22 protein-coding genes are annotated in these 21,387 nt (G+C 64.0%); 12 read left to right on the plus strand and 10 right to left on the minus strand.

The features are described 5' to 3' along the window. Positions 1 to 129: 129 nt before the first annotated feature. Both BcanWU425_RS20330 and BcanWU425_RS20335 read right to left on the minus strand, forming a co-directional pair. Entirely contained in the window at positions 130 to 819 is a 690-nt protein-coding gene (locus BcanWU425_RS20330; protein ID WP_018457996.1) for an outer membrane protein, read from the minus strand. A gap of 230 nt (positions 820 to 1,049) precedes the next feature. Continuing rightward, on the minus strand, positions 1,050 to 1,832 hold the full coding sequence (locus tag BcanWU425_RS20335) for an outer membrane protein (protein WP_204511275.1): 783 nt from the start codon (positions 1,830 to 1,832) through the stop codon (positions 1,050 to 1,052). A 459-nt stretch (positions 1,833 to 2,291) separates the two neighbouring features. Between BcanWU425_RS20335 and BcanWU425_RS20340 the strand changes: the two genes are divergently transcribed. Both BcanWU425_RS20340 and gyrA read left to right on the plus strand, forming a co-directional pair. After that, a complete protein-coding gene (locus BcanWU425_RS20340) occupies positions 2,292 to 2,789 on the plus strand; it encodes a single-stranded DNA-binding protein (RefSeq protein ID WP_007590726.1) in 498 nt (165 codons plus the stop codon). A 370-nt stretch (positions 2,790 to 3,159) separates the two neighbouring features. Further along, positions 3,160 to 5,904 carry a DNA gyrase subunit A gene (gene gyrA, locus BcanWU425_RS20345; RefSeq protein WP_085353167.1) on the plus strand — a complete coding sequence of 915 codons (2,745 nt, stop codon included), beginning with the start codon at positions 3,160 to 3,162 and terminating at the stop codon, positions 5,902 to 5,904. Positions 5,905 to 6,009: 105 nt separating this feature from the next. Here the strand turns inward: gyrA and BcanWU425_RS20350 are convergent, their stop codons facing one another. After that, the gene (locus tag BcanWU425_RS20350) at positions 6,010 to 7,863 is read right to left on the minus strand and encodes a potassium transporter Kup (protein WP_085353166.1); all 1,854 of its coding nucleotides are present in this window, start codon (positions 7,861 to 7,863) and stop codon (positions 6,010 to 6,012) included. A gap of 206 nt (positions 7,864 to 8,069) precedes the next feature. Continuing rightward, a complete protein-coding gene (locus BcanWU425_RS20355; protein WP_018457991.1) occupies positions 8,070 to 8,327 on the minus strand; it encodes a hypothetical protein in 258 nt (85 codons plus the stop codon). Between the two features lie 247 nt (positions 8,328 to 8,574). On the opposite strand from BcanWU425_RS20355, the gene coaD reads away from it, so the two are divergent. The 7 genes from coaD (at position 8,575) to BcanWU425_RS20390 (ending at position 12,480) form a co-directional block, all read left to right on the plus strand. Continuing rightward, complete coding sequence (coaD, locus tag BcanWU425_RS20360) at positions 8,575 to 9,069, plus strand: pantetheine-phosphate adenylyltransferase (protein WP_204511274.1); 495 nt, start codon at positions 8,575 to 8,577, stop codon at positions 9,067 to 9,069. A gap of 41 nt (positions 9,070 to 9,110) precedes the next feature. Further along, positions 9,111 to 9,674 (plus strand): peptidylprolyl isomerase, encoded by a 564-nt coding sequence (locus BcanWU425_RS20365; RefSeq protein WP_231188456.1) that lies wholly within the window; start codon positions 9,111 to 9,113, stop codon positions 9,672 to 9,674. An 8-nt stretch (positions 9,675 to 9,682) separates the two neighbouring features. Beyond that, positions 9,683 to 10,108 carry a hypothetical protein gene (locus BcanWU425_RS20370; RefSeq protein WP_018457988.1) on the plus strand — a complete coding sequence of 142 codons (426 nt, stop codon included), beginning with the start codon at positions 9,683 to 9,685 and terminating at the stop codon, positions 10,106 to 10,108. Beyond that, complete coding sequence (locus tag BcanWU425_RS20375; RefSeq protein WP_018457987.1) at positions 10,105 to 10,569, plus strand: peptidylprolyl isomerase; 465 nt, start codon at positions 10,105 to 10,107, stop codon at positions 10,567 to 10,569. Before BcanWU425_RS20370 ends, BcanWU425_RS20375 begins: the two co-directional genes overlap by 4 nt. Positions 10,570 to 10,711: 142 nt before the next feature. After that, on the plus strand, positions 10,712 to 11,785 hold the full coding sequence (queA, locus tag BcanWU425_RS20380; RefSeq protein ID WP_204511272.1) for a tRNA preQ1(34) S-adenosylmethionine ribosyltransferase-isomerase QueA: 1,074 nt from the start codon (positions 10,712 to 10,714) through the stop codon (positions 11,783 to 11,785). Positions 11,786 to 11,842: 57 nt separating this feature from the next. Further along, on the plus strand, positions 11,843 to 12,085 hold the full coding sequence (locus BcanWU425_RS20385) for a type II toxin-antitoxin system VapB family antitoxin (RefSeq protein ID WP_085353162.1): 243 nt from the start codon (positions 11,843 to 11,845) through the stop codon (positions 12,083 to 12,085). Next, the gene (locus BcanWU425_RS20390) at positions 12,085 to 12,480 is read left to right on the plus strand and encodes a type II toxin-antitoxin system VapC family toxin (protein WP_231188457.1); all 396 of its coding nucleotides are present in this window, start codon (positions 12,085 to 12,087) and stop codon (positions 12,478 to 12,480) included. Before BcanWU425_RS20385 ends, BcanWU425_RS20390 begins: the two co-directional genes overlap by 1 nt. Before the next feature lie 113 nt (positions 12,481 to 12,593). Here BcanWU425_RS20390 and BcanWU425_RS20395 read toward each other — a convergent pair whose 3' ends face one another. The 4 genes from BcanWU425_RS20395 to BcanWU425_RS20410 all read right to left on the minus strand — a co-directional run bounded on the left by BcanWU425_RS20395 (position 12,594) and on the right by BcanWU425_RS20410 (position 16,765). After that, positions 12,594 to 13,631, minus strand: a complete 1,038-nt coding sequence (locus tag BcanWU425_RS20395; protein WP_231188458.1) for an aspartate-semialdehyde dehydrogenase — start codon at positions 13,629 to 13,631, stop codon at positions 12,594 to 12,596. A 219-nt stretch (positions 13,632 to 13,850) separates the two neighbouring features. Continuing rightward, the gene (locus BcanWU425_RS20400; RefSeq protein WP_204511270.1) at positions 13,851 to 14,453 is read right to left on the minus strand and encodes a PepSY domain-containing protein; all 603 of its coding nucleotides are present in this window, start codon (positions 14,451 to 14,453) and stop codon (positions 13,851 to 13,853) included. 247 nt (positions 14,454 to 14,700) lie between these two features. After that, positions 14,701 to 15,447 carry a TetR/AcrR family transcriptional regulator gene (locus BcanWU425_RS20405; RefSeq protein WP_018457980.1) on the minus strand — a complete coding sequence of 249 codons (747 nt, stop codon included), beginning with the start codon at positions 15,445 to 15,447 and terminating at the stop codon, positions 14,701 to 14,703. A gap of 133 nt (positions 15,448 to 15,580) precedes the next feature. Continuing rightward, positions 15,581 to 16,765, minus strand: a complete 1,185-nt coding sequence (locus BcanWU425_RS20410; RefSeq protein WP_204511269.1) for a patatin-like phospholipase family protein — start codon at positions 16,763 to 16,765, stop codon at positions 15,581 to 15,583. Positions 16,766 to 16,991: 226 nt separating this feature from the next. Between BcanWU425_RS20410 and tgt the strand changes: the two genes are divergently transcribed. Then, positions 16,992 to 18,140, plus strand: coding sequence for a tRNA guanosine(34) transglycosylase Tgt (gene tgt, locus BcanWU425_RS20415; RefSeq protein ID WP_204511268.1), 1,149 nt, complete (start codon positions 16,992 to 16,994; stop codon positions 18,138 to 18,140). 15 nt (positions 18,141 to 18,155) lie between these two features. Here tgt and BcanWU425_RS20420 read toward each other — a convergent pair whose 3' ends face one another. Then, positions 18,156 to 18,374: a hypothetical protein gene (locus BcanWU425_RS20420; RefSeq protein ID WP_026233474.1), complete on the minus strand. Its 219-nt coding sequence runs from the start codon at positions 18,372 to 18,374 to the stop codon at positions 18,156 to 18,158. Positions 18,375 to 18,573: 199 nt separating this feature from the next. Between BcanWU425_RS20420 and cysK the strand changes: the two genes are divergently transcribed. Then, positions 18,574 to 19,551, plus strand: coding sequence for a cysteine synthase A (cysK, locus tag BcanWU425_RS20425; RefSeq protein ID WP_018457976.1), 978 nt, complete (start codon positions 18,574 to 18,576; stop codon positions 19,549 to 19,551). Between the two features lie 3 nt (positions 19,552 to 19,554). After that, on the plus strand, positions 19,555 to 19,797 hold the full coding sequence (locus BcanWU425_RS20430) for a BrnA antitoxin family protein (protein ID WP_007610629.1): 243 nt from the start codon (positions 19,555 to 19,557) through the stop codon (positions 19,795 to 19,797). A gap of 75 nt (positions 19,798 to 19,872) precedes the next feature. On the opposite strand, the gene BcanWU425_RS20435 is transcribed toward BcanWU425_RS20430, so the two are convergent. Then, complete coding sequence (locus BcanWU425_RS20435; protein ID WP_204511267.1) at positions 19,873 to 21,303, minus strand: caspase family protein; 1,431 nt, start codon at positions 21,301 to 21,303, stop codon at positions 19,873 to 19,875. Positions 21,304 to 21,387: the final 84 nt, after the last annotated feature.

The following is a 21,387-nucleotide window of genomic DNA, read 5'->3' on the forward strand; positions in this document are numbered from 1 at the left end:
TTGTTGGCGCACTGGCGGCATCTGGCAGGAGCAGGGTGGAACTGCGCGGCAACGTGCCCGACAAAACAAAAAGGCCGGCACAAGGCCGGCCTTTCGTAACGCGGATGGCGTTGGGGCTAAGTACTGAACTCAGTACTTGGCGACCACCGGGCCCCCGAAGTGATAGTTCACGCCGACCTGCACGGTGTGAAACTCGAGCGTGCCGGAGGGCAGGGCGCCCGAGAAGTAGGTCTCGCCGCCGAGGCTGCGAAAGAGGTACTCGCCCTTGACCGACCACTGCGGAGCGAAGAACGCTTCGACGCCCGCACCGACGGTCCAGCCGGAGTGCCACTTGCTGTCGGAAACGGTCACGCCGAGCGCGCTGACGCTGAGCTTGTTGTCGATCCAGGCGTAACCACCGGTGCCGTAGAACAGGACGTTGTTGACGGCGTAGCCGATGCGGCCGCGCACGGTTCCCATCGCATCGGTTTTGGAGCTGAGGGTGGTGCTGACGAGGCCGAAGCCGGGGACGGCAACGGGGCCGGTGACCGACGCGCTGACATCAGCCCAGGAACCATCGGCCTCGACGCCGAGCACGACATTGCCGGTCTGCCAGTTGTAGCCGGCAGTACCGCCGACGAAGCCGCCCTTCATCTTCGGGTCGGTCGAGGAATTTTCCCAAGCGCCGCCACCGACGATACCGAGGTAGAAGCCGGTCCAGTTGTAGACCGAAGCCATGGCCACCGGGGCCTTGGTGTAGGGGCGCGCCGCGAGATCAGCGGCCGAAGCCGGGGCGGCGAGAGCGAACAAACAGGCCGAAGCCAACAAAACCTTTTTCATTTTCAACTAATCCCAGTCCCAGTTTCTGATTGTGCCTTCCACGATAGGGAGGGCATCGGACTCACTTGCCCAACTGATGCCGTACTTACACCAGTGAAGCCGCAAGTTGTGTCACTCAAAAGCAACAACGGTCGGAAAACGGAACGGTTATTGACCGATTAATATCGGAGGACTGCACAGCAAAAGGCCGGCGCAAGGCCGGCCTTCGAAGTGCGATATGTCCAGCGCGATCAGTACCTTGCGATGGCCGGACCGCCCCAGCGATAGTTCAAGCGCACCAGGCCCATGTCTACGTCCTGGCGAATCCGGTCGCTGCCGAATACCGCACCCGCGGGCGTTGTGAAGCCGATCGTGCGATCGCCAAGGAAGATGTGGTCGTACTCAAAGCCCAGCGACCAGTTCGGGGCGAAGCCGAATTCCAGACCGGCCCCGACCGTGCCACCCCAGCGAGTCTCCCGGGCCGAAGCCAACAGCGCGCCCGCGCCGGGCGTACCCGCAGCAGCGTAGATGTCGTACTTGTCACCGACGACGGCGGCGCCGCCCTTCACGTAAAGCAGCACGTTGTTCCAGGCGTAACCGACCTGACCGGTGATGAGACCGAAAGCGTCGATGCGGGAACGGTTGCGATCACCCGTCACCAAAGCGGTACCAGGGAAGAGGGTGCTCACGTTGTCGCCCCGGAAATCAGCCCAGTTGCCCTGGCCTTCCAGACCGAACACCCAATTGGCGGACTGCCAGCGATAGCCGATCTGGCCGCCGACGGTGCCCCCTGTTGCATTGTGACAGCCTTCGCCGACGAGAACGCCGGTCGCGGGCGTGACGAAGTCCCAGCACTTGTGGCTGGAGCCACCGCCGCCGTTGATGCCGATGTAGAAGCCGCTCCAGTCGTAGATGGCGGCAACCGCCGGCGGCGGGGCTTTGGTGTAGGGACGCGCGGCCATGTCCGCCGCGCTTGCGGGAGCCGACAAGCCCATCGCCACTGCACCGATTGTACAAATAAGAAGCTTATTCATTGCCAGTCTCCCCAGGTTTCGTCCGCTTCTTATGTCCCCGAAGCGGCTGATCAGGCGCGAGGGCCCATATGAACTAAGTCCGAGGCAACCGTAGCTCTACGGAGCGGCAGAGTCCGTCTCCCAAATGCAACAATACCGGGGCAGTGCGAGTACCCATAACTTGCTGAATGTTAAGTTCTTTCTTCCATTTTTGGGAACCTACAAAGGTTCCAATCGACGTGTGCCTTTCCGCAACACATTTGGCCGATCGATCCCACGCCTTCAGATCTGTCTTCGCCAAGAACAAATCTGGAACGAACCGGAGGTCGATGCTATATGTGGGGATAACCGGAAGGGTGACGGCCTGATCGTCGTCCGCAAGTGTTCGGCGAGCGTATAGGGTCGCCTCAACAGGCACGGCGGAACGCGGGAGCGGACCGGCCTTCTTGAATTCAGTGGCATTCGGAGCGGAGAGCGGAGATGGCGGGAAGCGTCAACAAGGTCATTCTGGTTGGAAATCTCGGCAAGGATCCTGAAATCCGCCGCACCCAGGACGGGCGGCCGATCGCCAATCTGAGCGTCGCGACCTCGGAGACGTGGCGCGACAAGGCGACTGGCGAGCGCAAGGAAAAGACCGAGTGGCACCGCGTCGTGATCTTTAATGAAGGGCTCTGCAAGGTCGCCGAACAGTATCTGAAGAAGGGCGCCAAGATTTACGTCGAGGGTGCGCTCCAGACCCGCAAATGGACCGACCAGAGCGGTGTCGAAAAGTACTCGACCGAAGTCGTGCTGCAGGGGTTCAACTCGACCTTGACGATGCTGGACGGTCGTAGCGGCGGTGGCGGAGGCGGCAGCTTCGGCGACGAGCCGGGCGGCGATTTCGGCTCCTCCGGTCCGGTCAGCAGCGCGCCGCGGCGCCCTGTTGCCGCCGGCGGCGGTGGCCGCAACAGCGACATGGACGACGATATCCCGTTCTGAGCGATTCCGCTCCAAGAACGCGGCGCCTGATGCGGACGCCCGGCCGGATGGGCGGCGCTTCTCATCTCATGTCAGAACATCCCACTAATCGACAGGACGGGCTCGGCATTTCCGGGCCCGCTTCATGTTTGGGGTGAGCTCGGATTGCGGCTTGGCAAACGCGCCGACGCGGCAAGCTCACCGCGCGGCTTTCCACGCGTGAGCGGCGATTTTGCAAGGCCGATGCGAGTGCTGTCCGAGACACCGCTCGCAAGGGCTTAAGTTGTTGGAAAAATAGGCGGAAAAAGCGCTTCCCAGAACGCCGCGAGGGTGGTTATCAGAGGCTCGATGCGCTATATGATTCCCAGATAAAACCTCACCGGATTTCCCCTTGGCTGACGACGACGACAAGCCCGGCGACCAGCCGGCGCAACCCTCGGATATTCGCCCCGTCTCCATCTTCGAGGAGATGAAGAAGTCCTATCTCGACTACGCCATGAGCGTGATCGTGGCGCGGGCGCTGCCTGACGCCCGCGATGGCCTGAAGCCGGTGCATCGCCGCATCCTGTACTCGATGAACGAGCAGGGGCACACGCCGGACAAGAAGTACGTCAAGTCCGCCCGCGTGGTCGGTGACGTCATCGGTAAATATCATCCGCATGGCGACCAGTCGATCTACGACGCCATGGTCCGGATGGCGCAGGACTTCTCCATGCGCGTGCCGCTGATCGACGGCCAGGGCAATTTCGGCTCGGTCGACGGCGATCCCCCGGCTGCCTATCGTTATACCGAAGCCCGATTGACGAAGGCGGCGCTGGCTCTGCTGGCCGACATCGACAAGGACACGGTCGACTTCCAGCCGAACTACGACAACAACGAGACCGAACCGTCGGTCTTGCCAGCCAAGTTCCCGAACCTTCTCGTCAACGGCGCCGGCGGCATCGCGGTCGGCATGGCGACCAACATCCCGCCGCACAATCTCGGCGAGGTCATCGACGCCTGCGTCGCGCTGATCGACAACCCCGCGCTCACCATCGACGAGCTCATCAACATCGTGCCGGGACCCGACTTCCCGACCGGCGGCGTCATCCTCGGACGGCAGGGCATCCGCGCCGCCTATCACCTCGGCCGCGGCTCGGTCATGATGCGCGGCAAGGTCGCGATCGAGACCATCCGCAAGGAGCGCGAGGCGATCATCATCACCGAGATTCCCTACCAGGTGAACAAGGCGACGATGGTCGAGCGCATCGCCGAGTTGGTCAAGGAAAAGAAGATCGAGGGCATCGGCGACCTGCGCGATGAATCCGATCGCGACGGCTACCGCGTCGTCATCGAATTGAAGCGCGACGCCGTGCCGGATGTGGTGCTCAATCAGCTCTACAGGTTCACGCCGCTGCAGACGAGCTTCGGCGTCAACATGGTGGCGCTCGACAGCGGCCGTCCACGGGTCATGCACCTGAAGGACCTGCTGGCGATCTTCGTCGACTTCCGCGAGCGGGTCGTCACGCGGCGCACCAAGTTCCTGCTCGCCAAGGCCCGAGATCGCGCCCATGTTTTGGTCGGTCTCGCCATCGCAGTCGCCAATATCGACGAGATGATCCGCGTCATCCGGACCTCGCCCGACCCGACCACCGCCCGCGACACCCTGATGTCGCGCGACTGGCCGGCCCGGGACGTCGAGGACATGCTGACGCTGATCGACGATCCGCGCCACCGCATCAGCGAGAACGGCACGATCCGGCTGTCGATGGAGCAGGCGAGGGCCATTCTCGATCTGCGCCTGCAACGCCTCACCGCACTCGGCCGCGACGAAATCCGCGAGGAGCTCGACAAGCTCGCCGGCGAGATCGCCGACTATCTCGACATCCTGCGCTCGCGCGACCGCGTGCTGGGCATCATCAAGTCCGAGCTCGCCGAAGTGAAGGCCGAGTTCGCAACCCCGCGCCGCACCGTCATCATCGAGCAGGAAGGTGAGGTCGAGGACGAGGACCTGATCCAGCGCGAGGACATGGTCGTCACCGTCTCGCACGCCGGCTACGTCAAGCGCGTGCCGCTGTCGGCCTACCGGGCCCAGCGCCGCGGCGGCAAGGGCCGCGCCGGCATGCAGACCCGCGATGAGGATTTTGTCAGCCGGCTGTTCGTGGCGTCCACGCATACTCCGATGCTGTTCTTCTCCTCGCGCGGACAGGTCTACAAGATCAAAGTCTGGCGCCTGCCGATGGCCGCGCCGAATGCGCGCGGCAAGGCGCTGATCAACATCCTGCCGCTGGAGCAGGGCGAGCGCATCACCACCATCATGCCGCTGCCGGAGGACGAGTCCACCTGGGGCAATCTCGACGTGATGTTCGCCACGACAGGCGGCAACGTCCGGCGCAACAAGCTGTCCGACTTCGTCGATGTCCGCCGCTCCGGCATCATCGCGATGAAGCTCGACGACAACGAAGCGATCGTCGACGTGCAGATCTGCACCGAGCACGACGACGTGCTTTTGACCGGCGCCGGCGGCCAGTGCATCCGCTTCCCCGTGACCGACGTGCGCGTGTTCACCGGCCGCACCTCGATGGGCGTGCGCGGCATTGCGCTTGCCGAGGGCGACAAGGTGATCTCGCTGGCGATCCTGCGCCACGTCGAGACGACGTCCGACGAGCGCTCGGCGTACCTGAAGATGCGTCGTGCGGTCGCCGGCGAAGCTGCGGCCGAGGAGCCGGCGGCGGACGCCGAGGCCGAGGAGACCTCCGGCAGCTTCCAACTCGCCCAGGAGCGTTACGTCGAGATGTCAGCGCAGGAGCAGGTCGTGCTGACCGTGTCCGTCAACGGTTACGGCAAGCGGACGTCGTCCTACGAGTACCGCACCACGGGCCGCGGCGGCAAAGGCATCGTCGCCATGAGCGTCAACAACCGCAACGGCAACCTCGTAGCGTCGTTCCCCGTGGAGGATGCTGATCAAATCATGCTGGTTACCGACAAGGGCCAGCTGATCCGCTGCCCGGTCGAAGGCATCCGCGTCGCCGGCCGCTCGACCCAGGGCGTGATCGTGTTCGACACCGCGGAGGACGAACACGTCGTCTCGGTCGAGCACATCACGGAAGAGGCCGAGAGCGGAAACGGGGCGAATGGGGAGTCGAACGGGGAGTGATGCGTCGCCCCCTAGCCCGGATGGAGCGCAAGCGAAATCCGGGTTCTTCATTCGGACGGCTGTCCCGGATTGAGTTGTGCTCGATCCGGATACTTCACTGACCAGCTAAATCTCCAGCTCCGTGCCGAATTCCACCACCTGCTTGGTCGGTACGCCGAAGAACGCGGCGGAGCGTTCGGCGTTGCGTTGCAGGAAGGCGAACACGGTTTCGCGCCAGACCCACATGCCCGGCACGTCCTCGCGCGGGATGATGGTCTCGCGGCCGACGTAATAGGTGATGTCGGAGAGATCGATGCCGGGCAGCTTGCCGTGGCGGCAGGCGAAGGTCAGCCCTTCGTAAATCGTCGGGTTCTGCATGAAGCCGTAATGCAGAACGACGCGGGTAATGCCGGGAATGATCTCGATCACCTCGATGCGGTCTTCGTCGGCGATGTGAGGAAGCTCCTCGATCAGCACGGTGACCAGGACGATGCGCTCGTGCAGCACGTGGTTGTGCTTGACGAACTGGGTCAGTGCCAGCGGCACGCCGCGCGGCGCCGAGGCCAGGAACACGGCGGTGCCGGGGAGTCTGGCGCTGCACTGGTTGACCGCGGTCTCGATCAGATCCTCCTCGGGCTGGCGCAGCTTCGCGCGTGCGGCTTCGACGAGCTTCACGCCGCTGCGCCAGGTCAGCATCAGGAAGGCGACGAAGCCCGCCAGCATCAGCGGAAACCAGCCGCCCTCGAACAGCTTGATCGAATTGGCCGAGAAGAAGATCAAATCGATCACGAAGAAGAAGCCGTTCACGGCAACCACGAGCCACGGTGAATAGCCCCACTGGATCGCGACCAGGGCGGCGAGCAGCGTGGTGATCGCCATCAATAGCGACACCGCGATGCCGTAGGCGCCGGCCAGCGCCTCCGAGCTGCCGAAACTCAGCACGGCGCCGAGCGTTGCGGCGGCGAGCAGCCAGTTCACCAACGGCACGTAGATCTGACCGATCGCGTCGCTCGTGGTGTGACGGATCTGCATGCGCGGCAGGAAGCCGAGCTGGATCGACTGCTGCGTCAACGAGAACACGCCGGAGATGATGGCTTGCGAGGCGATCACGGTCGCGACCGCCGAGAACGCGACCAGCGGATAATGCAGGGCGTCAGGGCAGAGCTGGAAGAACGGATTTTCGATCATGGTGGGATCGGTGATCAGCAGCGCGGCCTGGCCGAAATAGTTCAGCACGAGCGCAGGCAGGCAGATCGCGAACCAGGCCAGCCGGATCGGCAGGCGGCCGAAATGCCCCATGTCGGCGTACATGGCTTCGCCGCCGGTCACCGCGAGGAAGGCGGCCCCCAGGATCGCGAAGGAGACATGAAAATCCTGATGGATCAGGAAGTCGAACGCATAGAGCGGGCTGAGCGCCGCCAGCACCGCCGGCGCCTTGACGATGCCGTGGATGCCGAGCGCTGCCAGCACGAAGAACCAGGCCAGCATCACCGGTCCGAAGATGCGGCCGATGAAGCCGGTGCCCTGCTTCTGCATCATGAACAGTCCGATCAGGATGACGACGGTCACGGGCACAACCGCCGGCGCGAGCGAGGGTGCGTCGACCTTCAGACCTTCGATGGCTGAGAGCACGGAGATGGCCGGCGTGATCGCGCCGTCCCCGTACAGTAGCGCGGCGCCGACGAGGCCGACGACCAGCAAATGCGCGCGCCAGGTACCGGGTTGAGCGTTGCGGGCATGCAGCAAGGCCAGCAGCGCGACGATGCCGCCTTCGCCGCGGTTATCCGCACGCAGAATCAACAGCGCATATTTCAGTGAGATGATCAGCAACAGCGCCCAGAGGATCAGCGAGGCGACGCCCAGAACGGCATCGTTCGTCAAAGTGCCGCCATGGGCGGCGGCCTTGGCGGCTTCCTTCAGGGCGTAGAGGGGGCTGGTGCCGATATCGCCATAGACCACCCCGAGGGCGCCCATGGTCATGGCAATCGGCAGTGGATCAGGTTGATGGCCGGAGGCGACTGCAGGCGTACTGGACAATGGCGACCCCCCGATGGGATCGCGCCCGACGGGTCATTCCGACGGGCGCGAGCATCAGGCAGTGTGCGACGGGACGTCGCAAATATCCATGGGGTATATCTTTGGGGTTTATCTTGAGAGTTAGCTGACGCGAAACTGACAGACCCCCACTACGGAGTACGGTTGGCAGTCACAAGGCGAGCCTCGCGGATGTTGGCTTTGGTGCCGGCCTGGCGGAGGCAGGACGCTTCGAAATTCGGCCAGGCCTGCTGCGAGCAGTCCTTGCCGACGGTGCGGATATCGAGCCGGTCGCTCTTGGCAAGCGGCTGCGGCACGCTCGCCTCGACGGTGGGGGCGAAGCCGGGCAGGAGCGTGAGGGTGGCAGCAACACACGCAGAAATGGCGATCGCCGAAAGAGCCTTGATCATGACAGTCCCCTGTGATGCGGCCGCTACGCCCAGTGTGCGGCCCGTCGTTCGTTGGCTGGATTAGTAACCATGGCCAGTTTCCGGACGTCTTCGCGAACGCGGGAAATGGTTTCGTTCGCGCTCCGTTTTGTGTCGTGGCCGCCCTTAGGACGAAACAATTCGGCGCATTCCGACACGCTTCTGCGGAAAAACCGCCAGGGAACTTGACCGGCTTGCCGGGCCGGGCAGGGCGCGGTAGGACGTGGCCATGCCGCGCATTGCCTTCTATCCAGGTTCCTTCGACCCCATCACCAACGGCCATCTGGACGTGGTCCGGCACAGCGTGTCGCTGTGCGACAGGCTTGTTGTCGCGATCGGGGTGCACCCCGGCAAGAAGCCTCTGTTCTCGACCGAGGAGCGGCTGAAGATGCTCCATGACGTCTGCGGGCCGGTGGCCGCCCAGGCCGGCTGCTTGCTCGAGGCCGTGACGTTTGACGATCTGTCGGTGACCTCGGCGCGCAAGCACGGTGCCACGATCATGATTCGGGGCCTGCGCGACGGCACCGACCTCGACTTCGAGATGCAGCTCGCCGGCATGAACGAGGCCATGGCGCCCGAGGTGCATACGATCTTCCTGCCGGCCTCTCCCATGGTCCGCCCGATCACCGCCACTTTGGTGCGCCAGATCGCTGCCATGGGCGGGGATGTCTCGGCCTTCGTTCCGCCGCTGGTTGCGGCCCAGCTCAAGGCAAAATTCGCCTGATAACGGCGGGTTTCCTTTCTCATCTCTGATCCGGAGTTGTCATGATCCGAATTCTCGCAGTTCTTGCCGCGGTTCTGTTCGCGGTGCCGGCCTTCGCGCAAGCCTTGCCGGCCGGCCTCGACAAGGCCAACGCCATCGTCATCGACTCCACCAAGGGCCGCATCGTCATCAAGCTCCGGCCGGACCTTGCGCCCCAGCACGCCGAGCGCATCAAGCAGCTCGCGCGCGAGGGTTTTTACAACAACGTGCCGTTCCACCGCGTCATGGATGGCTTCATGGCGCAGACCGGCGACGGTCAGAACTTCAATGGCACCGGCGGCTCGAAATATCCGAACCTGAAGCAGGAATTCTCGAAGGTGCATTTTGCGCGCGGCATCGTCGGCATGGCCCGGCGCGGCGACAGCGTCGACTCCGCAAATTCGCAGTTCTTCATCATGTTTGCCGACGGCGGCAGCCTCGACAACCAGTACACCGTGATCGGCGAGGTCGTGCAGGGCATGGACGTCGTCGACAAGCTGAAGAAGGCGCCTCCCGGATCGAGCGGCGGCACCGTCACCGACCCCGACAAGATGGTGAAGGTGCAGGTCGCTTCCGACATCAAGTAGGAGCGGCGATGGCGCGCTGCGGTGGCAAGCTCCTGCTGGTTGCCGCGGTGCTGCTGCTCGGCGTCCCGGGCGCGGTCGCCGAGGACGCACAGGTCAACACCATCCAGGACATCTTCCGGCATTTGCGCACCTGCTGGAAGCCGCCGCCCGCCGCCAGGGCCCGCCCGATCGACATCACCGTCGTGGTGAGCTTCAACCGGGCTGGAAACATTCTGGGCCATCCGAGGATTACCTATGAATCCGCGGAGGCTTCCGACAATGACCGGCTGCAATACCGGGTCGCGGTGATGGAGGCATTGCAACGCTGCACGCCGATGCCATTTACCGATGCGATGGCCGGCGCCGCTGCGGGGCGTCCGTTCGCGATCCAGTTTCGCAACCGCAAGTCTTCACCTGACAGGACTTCACCCCCAACCCAAGAGAGACGAGCATGAGCGCCACCGAAAACACACTGATCCTCGAGACCACGCAGGGCCCCGTCACCATCGAGATGCGGCCTGATCTGGCGCCCGGCCACGTCGCACGCATCAAGGAACTCGTGCGCGAAGGCTTCTACGACGGCATCGTGTTCCATCGCGTGATCGACGGCTTCATGGCGCAGACCGGCTGCCCCCAGGGCACCGGCACCGGCGGCTCCGGCCAGAAGCTGAAGGCCGAGTTCAACAAGGAGCCGCATGTGCGCGGCACCACCTCGATGGCGCGCGCCGCCAGCCCGGATTCCGGCGATAGCCAGTTCTTCATCTGCTTCGACGATGCCCGCTTCCTCGACAACCAGTACACGGTGTGGGGCAAGGTCACCGAGGGCATGGAGAACGTCGACAAGATCAAGCGTGGCGAGCCCGTGCAGAACCCCGACAAGATCGTCAAGGCGCGGATGGCGGCTGACGCGGCGTAGGCGTTCAACCCTCATGGTGAGGAGGCGCGTGGCGCCGTCTCGAACCATGAAGGCCGAGCTGCAGCAGCGGGGCCTTCATCCGTCGAGACGCGCGTTCCGCACCCCTCAGGATGAGGAGTGACTGTACGGCCCTGAGTCCGAGATGCGCACCGACTTCTTCGATTTCGACCTGCCCGCCGAGCGCATCGCATTGCGCCCGGCGAGCCCGCGCGACTCCGCGAAGATGCTGGTCGTCGATCGCGGCACGCTGCGCGACCAAATCATCACCGACCTGCCGCAATGGCTGAAGCCGGGCGACCAGCTCGTCGTCAACGACACCAAGGTGATCGCGGCGCAATTAAAAGGCCGTCGCATCGGCCGCGAGACCGAGCCGAAGATCGAGGCAACGCTGATCAAGCGCCTCGACGGCTCGCGCTGGCAGGCGTTGGTGAAGCCTGCCAAGAAACTCATCGCCGGCGACCGCATCCGCTTCGGCAATGAGGGCAAGGTCTGCCTGCTCGGCCATCTCGACGCCGAGGTCGAGGCGAAGGGCGGGGAAGGCGAGGTGACGCTGTCATTTTCGTTTCACGGCCCGACGCTGGATCAAGCCATCGCCGATCTCGGCAGCCCGCCGCTGCCGCCCTACATCGCCTCGAAACGCACGCCTGATGATCAGGATCTCGCCGACTACCAGACCATGTTCGCTGTGAACGAAGGCGCCGTTGCCGCGCCGACAGCAGGCCTGCATTTCACCCCGGCGCTGGAGCAGGCGATGCACGCGCGCGGCGTCGGCATCAATCGCGTCACGCTGCATGTCGGGGCAGGGACCTTCCTGCCGGTGAAGGTGGACGACACCGAAGGCCACAAGATGCATGCCGAGTGGGGTACGCTGTCGTCCGAGACGGCGGAGCGGCTCAACACGGCGCGCAAGAACGGCGGCCGTATCATCGCGGTTGGCACCACGTCGTTGCGCCTGATCGAAAGCGCAGCCAGCGAGGACGGCACCATTGAGCCGTTCGCCGCCGAGACGTCGATCTTCATCACCCCCGGCTATCGCTTCCGCGCCGTTGATATTCTGCTGACCAATTTCCATTTGCCGAAGTCGACACTGTTCATGCTGGTGTCGGCGTTCTCCGGGCTGGAGGCGATGCAGCAAGCCTATGCACACGCGATCGCAACCGGCTATCGGTTCTATTCGTACGGGGATGCCTGTTTGCTGTTTCCGGCGCGGGAGTGACGCCGGCGGCGTTCTCGTGCTATACTGCTCATACGTTTTGCATGGATCGAGTGGCCGATGAACATCCGTTCCGCGAAAGTCGATGAGCTTGCCCAGCGCCTCGCCCGCCTGACGGGGGAAGATATCGAGACGGCGCTCGAACGCGCCATCGAGGAGCGCTTGTCTCGCGTGGCATCGCCGGCGGTCGATAGGAGGGCCGCCCTGACGTCGTTCTTCGAGCGAACCGCTGGCTTGCCCGTTCTCGATTCTCGGCCTGCAGACGAAATCCTCGGCTATGACCGTTTCGGGCTGCCGTCCTGATGGTGCTGGATACGTCTGCGATCGTCGCGACCGTCACCAACGAGCCAGATGGGCAGCGCTATCGGAAAGCCATGCTGGATGCTGCCAGCCTGTCGATGTCAGCAGTAGCAATCCTGGAAACCAAGATCGTTCTCTCTGCTCGCTTCGGAGCATCGGCCGTGAAGTTCTTCGACGAATTGCTGGAGACTGCCGGGATTGTCGTAGTGCCGTTCGACGCAGACATGGCGAAAGGCGCGTTCGAGGCATTTCAACGCTTCGGCACGGGCGGGGGACATCCGGCGCAGCTCAACATCGTCGATTGTGCGGTCTACGCTTTGGCGAAAGCGCGTTCGCAACCGCTGCTCTTCAAGGGAGCCGACTTTGCTAAGACAGACATTCTCCCCGCGTTGACCTGACCGCGCTGTTTGCCATTGTAGGGTGGGCAAAGCGAAGCGTGCCGACCAACTTTCTTGATGCGAAGTGGTGGGCACGGCGCTTGCGCGCCTTTGCCCACCTTACGCATCTTCCGTTACGCCATCACCCGCTGTGGCAGGAGCTCCGCGATCTGCACCGCGTTGAGCGCAGCGCCCTTGAGCAGCTGGTCCGCCGCCACGAACATCGAGATCGAATGCCCGGAGGGGTCGCTGAAGTCCTTGCGGATGCGGCCGACCAGGACGTCGTCCTGGCCCGAGGCGTCGATCGGCATCGGGAAGTAGTTCCTGGCACGGTCGTCGACGACCTTGACGCCGCGCGCTCGTGCCATGATGGCGCGGACCTGGTCCTCGCTGATCGGCTTCTCGCATTCGAAGGTGATGGCCTCGCAATGAGCCCGCAGCACCGGCACACGCACGCAGGTGACGCCGATCGCGATCTTGTCGTCCTCAAAGATCTTGCGGGTTTCGTTGATGACCTTGGTCTCTTCGTCGTTGTAGCCGGTGTCAGGGTCGATCGCCGTGTTGTGGTTGAAGAGGTTGAACGCGTAGGGATGCGGCATCACCTTCGGCGTATAAACCTGCCCGTTGAGGTTGGCGCGGGTGGACTCGACCAGCTCCTCCATCGCGGCAGCGCCGGCGCCGGAGGCCGCCTGGTAGGTCGAGATGATCACCCGCTTGATGCGGTTGCTCTGGTGGATCGGCCACAGCGGCACCAGCGCCGTGATGGCGGCGCAGTTCGGGTTGGCGATGATGCCCTTGTGGTCGCGGATGCGGTTCGCGTTGATCTCGGGGATCACCAGCGGCACGTTCGGGTCCATGCGGAAGGCGGAGGAGTTGTCGACGACGACGGCGCCGGCCTTGACCGCGATCGGCGCGAACTTCTTGGAGATGCTGCCGCCAGCGGAGAACAGGGCGATGTCAACGCCCTCGAAGGCGCGTTCGGTCAGCTCCTCGATGATGACGTCTTGCCCATGGAACGACACCGTCTTGCCGGCCGAGCGGGCGCTCGCCAGCGCCTTGAGCTTGCCGACGCGAAAGCCGCGCTTGTCCATGGTGGCGATGAATTCGGCGCCCACCGCACCGGTGACGCCGACAATCGCGACGACGGGATCGTTACTCACTTTGTCCTCCATTGAATTGCGATCTAAACAACAAAAAAGCCCCGGACCATCATGGGCGGGGCTTCGGTAGAGTGGATTGCGTTCTAGTCGACGACTACACGCGCACGCCTCCCCGGGCCCCGAAGGCCGTGGTGGTTTTAGTCGTGCGTTTGGTGGTCGCGAACATGGCGGGAGCTTATGCGGGAGAGTCCTGCCCCCGTCAATGGCTTTTCGGCGGGATTGGGGCTGCCGCTATTTGGTCCGGGCGCCCGGCGGTTCGAGGATGACCTCCTTGAGGTTGTCGCCACTGATGACGACGATCGCGAAATTCAGCCGGCCGCGTTCGCGCACCAGTCCGCCGCTGATGGCTTTGCCGGAGGCCGCGCGCTCGGCGACGTGGACGGCATCCGCAAGTCGGTGCTTGATGGCACCGAGCGCTGCGAGATTGCTGCGATCGTCGAGGTCGAGCTCGGCGAGAGGGAGGGCGGCTTCCCCGCCGACGAGCTCGCCGGTCGCGGCATTGATGGTGTGGCGCCAGATCCGGTCGTTGTGCAGGGTCTTCACCCGGTAGACCGGCACGCCTGAGGCTCCGTCGAAACTCACATCCGCCGTGGTGGCACCGACGTGGCGGGCTTCCGCAATCGCCATGGCCTGGTTGATCGAGATCGACGAGCTGCGGAAGCGCTCGATCTCGCGGCTGACCGCTTGGCGGTCGACCTCGGCGTCACCATCTGTGTCGCTGTGAAGGGTGGTCGGCGTGCCCGTGCTCACGATCGCCCGCGCCGGCGCTGCGAGGAGGAGTGCGGACAGGGCGATCGCGAGCAGTCCCGAGATCCGTCGTTTGGCCGTCGTCATGCTCGAACCCTCGGCCAGCGAGTATGCCGGATGATCGTCAAGAATTTGCGGCCGACCTTGGGCATCGGTCGGCCGCTGAGCGTCGCGACGGGCTGTACCGCCGCGACGATCGAAGCGGTGCGGACCTCTTGGGGCTGGTGAAAAAGCGATCCGCATCGCCCTATAATTAAACAATACCGTATCGTTTTGTTTCGGTCAACGGCGCGGCCACGAGATCTCCTGGAAAGATCGTAAGCTCACGGAATTGTCAGCGCGATGGGCGCCGCCGCTGCGTGCCCTTGGCGGCACTCTGGCTGCCGTCCGCTGATCCCAGCGCGCCTGCCAGGAACAGCTTGATCGCAGCGCGCATGCGCTTTTCCGCGGCCTTCATCTCCGGCGGCGTTCCAAACGTCGCCAGACGATGGTTATGACCGACGACGACGTCGAGAAACACTTCCGCCGCGATGGTGGTGTCGTCGACGTCGAGCGCGCCTTGCGCCACCAGATGGTCGAAGAAGCGTGCCGTGGTGGCGACGGCCTTGAGCCAGCCTTCCTCCTTGCCGAGCTTGGCGATGTCGGGAAAGTTGATGGCCTGCGACGTCATCATGCGGCTGAAGGCGACGGCATCGGGTCCGCAGGTGAATGTCAGCATCTCGCGCCCGATCTCGACCAGCCGTTGCTCGACCGAGATATCCGAGGCGCTGCCGAGCTGCGTCTCGGCTGCCGCGGACAGCGGTGCCAGCCATCGCGCGATCTCGCGTCTCAGCACGGCTGCAAACAGGCCGCGCTTGTCGCCGTAACGGGCATAGACGGTGGGCTTGCTCACTCGCGCGGCTTCCGCGACCGCATCGAGCGAGGTCGCGTCAAAGCCGCGATCCAGGAATAGGCGGGTGGCGACCTCGATCAGCCGCTGATCGCGCTCGATCGCGGCGCTTTTCGTCGGCCGGCCGCCGCGCGATTTCGGCACCTCGCGCCGCGGCGCCGCCGGTCTTGTCCTGGTCGCAGTCAATCCCATGCCCAATGATTCCTGCGCGGTCGTGACATCAGTCATTGCTCTATAACGCGCGGCAACGAGTGCGTCATGGCTAATCTGGCCGAATGACCGCATCGTCAACCGTCTCGGCACGGCCCCGTTCCTCACCGAGCGCTCACGGAGGCGTCGAAGTCCAGGCCTCGCCCGAAGCCGCCTTCTCGTATCCGTACTGATACAGCGCTCGCATATAAGCGGTGTCGAACCCTTCCGAGGGGGCGGCCGGATAATCGCGCGCGATATAGGAGAGATGGAAGCCCAGGCGGTTGCGCCTCGCAAAATCATAAGTCGAGAAGATGATCGAGCGGGTCTGCGACTGGGTGATCGACGACAGGCTGCGGGAGGCAACGTCGATGGTGCTGTTGGAAACGAGCTCGAAATTGCGTTCGATCTTCTTGTTGACGAGGATGTAGATGTCCAGCTTCGCAGGGCCGGGAAGGCGACTGCCCTGGAAAAGCAAGGCTTCCGGCAGCGTCAGCACCGGGGCCGTCACGCCGCCGTCGACATGCATCTCCTGAAATCTGCGGCCCTCGCCTTCGGCGTCGATCATGATCGGCGGAAACACCAGCGGGATGCTGGCGGAGGCCGCCATCACGTCGCGAAACAGCTTGAGCGCCTCGGACGTGCCGACCTCGGCGATCTTGCCCATGTCCCAGATCGCGGTGCGCTGGGTGTCGAGATCGGTCGTCACCACCAGCAGCCTTCGGCCCTTGGCGTTTTCACGAGCGACTTGCGCCATGATTTCGGGGCCGACATAGCGGGCGACGAGCTCGCGCAGCCGCGTGTTGCCGAACAGGCCGGACCCGAACAGCACGCGCATGATGCTGGGATCACTCAACAGGCTCTCCGCGACACCGCTGGTGTAGACCTCCTTCAACGTGTCGTCATATCGCGAGCCGAGAAACGCAAAGGGCGCAATCAGGCCGCCGGTGCTCACGCCCGAGACCACCGAGAAGGTGGGACGGGTTTTGGCCGCGGTCCAGCCGTTGAGCACACCGACGCCGTAGGCGCCATCTGCGCCGCCGCCTGAGAGCGCCAGGTAGGACTTCGTCGCGGTGCTGGTGTCCTTCTCGAAATTGAATTTCGTGATGGGTTCGTCGGCGTAGCGCCGCAGGCCATCAATATCGAGCACGCGCGATGTGCTGGCTTCGGTGGCCGTATAGGGCGTGCGGGGCAGGGAGGTGCAGGCGCCGAGCGCCAAGCTGCACGTCAGGACCAGCAATCCGAACAGGCGGGCGCCGGTCCACCTCGTCCAGCCATGCGAACGGCCGGCTGGGTCAGTCGAACTTGAAGGGAGGGGCATTGCGGTGGCTGACGATCACGCATCTACCGCCGCCGGCAACATCGCCGCGGCATCCCGTCCAGCCCAAGGTAAAACTACACTGTATCGTTTTGTTTAACAAGCGTCGCTGGCGCACAATTCCGTGTCCCCAATATTTGCACCCATTGTCCCAGTCTGATGCATAAGCCGGCCGAGGCATCGCCCGAGCGGGTTGATTGGCCTGCTCCGACACGCAATAAGCACCGTCATGAATCGTCCTGACACCGCTCTGCCCAATCATTTCGAACTGCTCGCCACCGATGGCGCCGCGCGCACCGGGCGCCTGACCACGCCGCACGGCGTGGTGCGCACGCCCGCCTTCATGCCGGTCGGTACCGCCGGCGCGATGAAGGGCATGCACTGGCGCGAGGTGCGTGAGGCCGGTGCCGACATCGTGCTCGGCAACACCTATCATCTGATGCTGCGTCCCGGCGCCGAGCGGATCGCGGCGCTTGGCGGCTTGCAGACATTCACCGGCTGGAACGGGCCGATGCTGACGGATTCCGGCGGCTTCCAGGTGATGTCGCTGGCGGATCTGCGCAAGGTCAGCGAGCAGGCCGTGACCTTCCGTTCGCATATCGACGGCGCCAAGGTCGAGCTGTCGCCGGAGCGCTCGATCGAGGTGCAGCGTTTGCTCGGCTCCGATATCGCCATGCAGATGGACGAATGCGTGCGACTGCCCGCCGAGCGCGCCGACATCGACCGCGCGATGCAATTGTCGCTGCGCTGGGCCGAGCGAAGCAAGCGCGCCTTCGAGAGCGCGCCCGACGGCTACATGCTGTTCGGCATCGTGCAGGGCGGCGACATACCCCAGCTTCGCCATGCCAGCGCGCAAGGCCTCATCGAGATCGGTTTCCATGGTTATGCCATTGGCGGCCTCGCCGTCGGTGAGCCGCAGGCGGTGATGCTGGCGATGATCGACGAGACAGCACCGCTGCTGCCGAGAGAGCGGCCGCGCTACCTGATGGGCGTCGGCACACCCGACGACATCCTCGAGGCGGTCAAGCGCGGCATCGACATGTTCGACTGCGTGATGCCGACGCGCAATGGCCGGCATGGCGTTGCCTTCACACGCTTCGGCCAGGTGAATTTGCGCAACGCGCGCCACGCCGACGATCCCCGTCCGCTCGACGAAGAGAGCTCCTGGCCGTCGGCGCGCAGCTACGCGCGCGCCTATTTGCACCATCTCGTCAAGGCGGGCGAGACGCTGGGTGCGATGCTGCTGTCCGAGATCAATATCGCTTATTACCAGTTCCTGATGCAGGGCATCAGGGATGCGATCGCACAGGGAACGTTCGAGGAGTTCTATCGGCGTACGCGCGAAGACTGGGGGAGGGGCGACATCGCCCCGCGCTAGGTCAAGTGCAAAACGTCAGTTGCAGACGAGGCGCTGCTTGACGGAGTGCTTGGTCACGAAGCCGTAGCCGCAATTGTCGCAAGTCCAGAGATAGCTGATCACGTGTTCCGACAAATACGCAGAACCTTCGGCGGCGATCATGGAGTCGGCGCAGACGGGACAGGCCGGCAACTCACTGCAACGCGGAGCGCGGTTCGGTGCGACGGTCGACAACACTTCAGCGACTGCTGACATCGTGGTGACCTCCCAGCTTGAGACCTAAGTCTAACATAAGCAGAATCAGTTGACGAGGTCGCAACACAAATGCGTTGGTTTTCTGATAATTATTGCTCACGCGATTTTGCGATGCAGCGTATTTAACATGTAACGCAATCTCGCTTGCGTGTCGCCGCAGGCTGTCTAGAAGCACAATCGTCGCCACAGGGAGTTCATCATGGACGCATCGTCCACCACGGGTGCAGCGCACCAACCCGGCCGCGGCCGGATCTATGACTCGATCGTCGATGCTTTTGGCGACACGCCGATCGTGCGCTTGCGCCGGCTGCCGGGCATGCATGGCGTGAACGCGACCATTTTGGCAAAGCTTGAATATTTCAATCCCGCCGCAAGCGTGAAGGATCGCATCGGCGCGGCCATGATCATCGCCATGGAGAAGGCCGGAATCGTCAAGCCCGACACCGTGCTGATCGAACCGACCTCCGGCAATACCGGCATCGCGCTGGCCTTCGTCGCGGCGTCGCGCGGCTATAGGCTCAAGCTGGTCATGCCGGAGTCGATGTCGATCGAACGCCGCAAGATGCTGGCCTTTCTGGGCGCGGAGCTGGTGCTGACACCGGCCGCGCAAGGCATGAAGGGCGCGATCGCGACGGCCGAAGAGCTGTTGAAGACGACGCCGAATTCGGTGATGCCGCAGCAGTTCAAGAATCTCGCCAATCCCGAGGTGCACCGCCGCACCACCGCGGAGGAGATCTGGAATGACACCGCCGGCAACATCGACTTCTTCGTCGCCGGCGTCGGCACCGGGGGCACCATCACCGGCGTCGGCCAGGTGCTGAAGCCGCGCAAGCCCTCGCTGCGCGTGGTTGCGGTCGAGCCGGAGGAGAGCCCGGTGCTGTCGGGTGGCCAGCACACGCCGCACAAGATCCAGGGCATCGGTGCGGGCTTCGTCCCTGACATTCTCGATCGCTCGGTGATCGACGAGATCGTCAAGGTCAACTCGACGACGGCGATCGAGACCTCGCGGGCACTGGCGCGGCATGAGGGCATTCCGGGCGGCATCTCCTCGGGCGCCGCGATTGCCGCGGCCGTCGAGATCGGCAAGCGCCCCGAAGCTGCGGGAAAGACCATCCTGGCTATAGTGCCGTCCTTCTCCGAGCGGTATCTTTCGACGGCTCTGTTTGAGGGAATCTAGGACATGGCGGATCAACCACCGAGGCGGCCGCGGACGTTGGGCGACGCCAGGACGGAGGCCGAGGCGGCGTTCAAGAAGGTGACGGCGAAGGTCGCTGCGGCGCCGCCAAAGCAGAACGTGGCGCCGGGGGTCAAGGAGCAGGTCACGCTGCGGATCGACCAGGACGTGCTGGAGCATTTCCAGTCCGGCGGGCCCGGCTGGCAGGACCGCATCAACGAGGCGCTGCGAAAGGCCGCGGGGAAGTAGACGCCAAAGCTTTGGTTTTTCGCAACGAAAAAGCCCGGCGCGAGCCGGGCTTTTGTATCTGCGATTGGCCTCGCCTCAGCGGCGGAACATGCCGCCCATCATGCCGCCGACGACACCGCCAACGAAGGCTGCTCCGGCAGGATCGCCGCCGCTGCTGCGATGGGGAGCCGGTCCGGGCGCGCTGCTGGCCGCGGGGGCGGCGGCCCGGCGGGCTGCCTTCTGGCTGTTGTCGCTCGCGGTCGGCGGGCCGGCCACGACCTCCGAAAGCAGAGCCTTGTGCTGGAGCTTGTTCAGGTAGCCAGACGCGGGATAGCCGCGCGCCGCCTGCCAGCGCTTGAGCACCGACCGGGTCTCGTCGCCGAAGACGCCTGTCTGTTTGTTGTCGAAGCCGAGCCCGCCCAGGCGACGCTGAACGTCGCGGCGCTGGTTCTTGTCGAGGCCGATCTGGTCCTCGGTAAGCTGGGTGGCCTCTTCGGTGAAGGTCGCGGGATCGACGCCTGCGGTGAGGGTACGCGTCGCGGTCGAGGGGCCGCTCTTGATGGCCGCGAGGCGTGCCAGCGCAAGCGCCTTGAACTGACCGTTCGGGTAGGCGGAGAGATAGGCGTTGAGCTCTTCCGACTTGTTGCTCTCCTTGACCGAACGCCAGTATTCGAGCTCGACACCGTCCGAGCTGCCGCCCGTCGCCATTGGCACGCTGCCAGCAGCCGTCGGTGCCACATTGGCGACCTGGGTCGTCGGAGCCTGGTTGAGATAGACCGCGCCGGTCAGATTGGTGTGGCCCCATGGCAGTTGACCCTTGTGGGTCTCCTCGTTGACCTGGGCGCGGACCGACGTCATCGCCTGCTGGATCTCGACACCAGGCTTGGTGATATTGTCGATGAGCGCACGGGTGAACGGGCTGTTGTTGCCCTCCTGGCCGTCGAGCGCGGTCTGGCCCGGGCCGGTGGCGAACGCGATCAGCGTGCCTTCGCCGGATTTCATCTCGGCAAGACCGCTCTGCACGTTGACGCTGCGGGTCGCGGAGTTCGACTTGATCTTGGCGGCGAACGGATTGTCGCGGCAGGCGTCAAGGAAGACCAGCTTGACCTTGGCGTCGCCCATGGTCTGCTCGAGGGTCAGATCGATGTTGATGGCGGCACCGAGCTTGACGTCCATCTCCGACTTGATGTCGGCGTCGACAGGCAGAAGATAATTGGAGCCGCCGACCGCGATGCCGTGACCGGCATAATAGAACACTGCGACGTCGGAGCCCTGCGCCTTGCGGCCGAAGTCCAGCAGCTTCTCCGTCATCTGGTCGCGCGAGAGGTTCGAACCTTCGATCACCTCGAAGCCGACATTGCGCAGCGTTGCCGCCATCGCCTTAGCGTCGATCGGCGGGTTCGGCAATTGTGCGACGTTCTTGTAGGTGCCGTTGCCGACGACGAAAGCAACGCGGCGGTCGGCCTTCGCGGCACTGATCGACAGTGCCATGCACATCAGCGACGCGAGGAGGGTGAGAGTGCGCATCTGGAATCCCCAACAGAATCGAAATTGCAGGCAGCAACGAATTGGCAACGAACTTACATGAAGTGCCCGCCTCGGCGCCACCAA

The sequence above is a fragment of the Bradyrhizobium sp. WU425 genome (assembly GCF_021052305.1).
GTDB lineage: Bacteria > Pseudomonadota > Alphaproteobacteria > Rhizobiales > Xanthobacteraceae > Bradyrhizobium > Bradyrhizobium canariense_D.

Coding starts and splice junctions, on each gene's coding strand:
- BcanWU425_RS20390 (WP_231188457.1), top strand. CDS start 12,085: ATGGTGCTGGATACGTCTGCGATCGTCGCGACCGTCACCAACGAGCCA.
- BcanWU425_RS20395 (WP_231188458.1), bottom strand. CDS start 13,631: ATGGAGGACAAAGTGAGTAACGATCCCGTCGTCGCGATTGTCGGCGTC.
- BcanWU425_RS20405 (WP_018457980.1), bottom strand. CDS start 15,447: ATGGGATTGACTGCGACCAGGACAAGACCGGCGGCGCCGCGGCGCGAG.
- queA (WP_204511272.1), top strand. CDS start 10,712: ATGCGCACCGACTTCTTCGATTTCGACCTGCCCGCCGAGCGCATCGCA.
- BcanWU425_RS20435 (WP_204511267.1), bottom strand. CDS start 21,303: ATGCGCACTCTCACCCTCCTCGCGTCGCTGATGTGCATGGCACTGTCG.
- tgt (WP_204511268.1), top strand. CDS start 16,992: ATGAATCGTCCTGACACCGCTCTGCCCAATCATTTCGAACTGCTCGCC.
- BcanWU425_RS20400 (WP_204511270.1), bottom strand. CDS start 14,453: ATGACGACGGCCAAACGACGGATCTCGGGACTGCTCGCGATCGCCCTG.
- cysK (WP_018457976.1), top strand. CDS start 18,574: ATGGACGCATCGTCCACCACGGGTGCAGCGCACCAACCCGGCCGCGGC.
- BcanWU425_RS20355 (WP_018457991.1), bottom strand. CDS start 8,327: ATGATCAAGGCTCTTTCGGCGATCGCCATTTCTGCGTGTGTTGCTGCC.
- BcanWU425_RS20350 (WP_085353166.1), bottom strand. CDS start 7,863: ATGACCATGGGCGCCCTCGGGGTGGTCTATGGCGATATCGGCACCAGC.
- BcanWU425_RS20385 (WP_085353162.1), top strand. CDS start 11,843: ATGAACATCCGTTCCGCGAAAGTCGATGAGCTTGCCCAGCGCCTCGCC.
- BcanWU425_RS20340 (WP_007590726.1), top strand. CDS start 2,292: ATGGCGGGAAGCGTCAACAAGGTCATTCTGGTTGGAAATCTCGGCAAG.
- BcanWU425_RS20420 (WP_026233474.1), bottom strand. CDS start 18,374: ATGTCAGCAGTCGCTGAAGTGTTGTCGACCGTCGCACCGAACCGCGCT.
- BcanWU425_RS20365 (WP_231188456.1), top strand. CDS start 9,111: ATGATCCGAATTCTCGCAGTTCTTGCCGCGGTTCTGTTCGCGGTGCCG.
- BcanWU425_RS20375 (WP_018457987.1), top strand. CDS start 10,105: ATGAGCGCCACCGAAAACACACTGATCCTCGAGACCACGCAGGGCCCC.
- BcanWU425_RS20330 (WP_018457996.1), bottom strand. CDS start 819: ATGAAAAAGGTTTTGTTGGCTTCGGCCTGTTTGTTCGCTCTCGCCGCC.
- BcanWU425_RS20430 (WP_007610629.1), top strand. CDS start 19,555: ATGGCGGATCAACCACCGAGGCGGCCGCGGACGTTGGGCGACGCCAGG.
- BcanWU425_RS20370 (WP_018457988.1), top strand. CDS start 9,683: ATGGCGCGCTGCGGTGGCAAGCTCCTGCTGGTTGCCGCGGTGCTGCTG.
- coaD (WP_204511274.1), top strand. CDS start 8,575: ATGCCGCGCATTGCCTTCTATCCAGGTTCCTTCGACCCCATCACCAAC.
- BcanWU425_RS20410 (WP_204511269.1), bottom strand. CDS start 16,765: ATGCCCCTCCCTTCAAGTTCGACTGACCCAGCCGGCCGTTCGCATGGC.
- BcanWU425_RS20335 (WP_204511275.1), bottom strand. CDS start 1,832: ATGAATAAGCTTCTTATTTGTACAATCGGTGCAGTGGCGATGGGCTTG.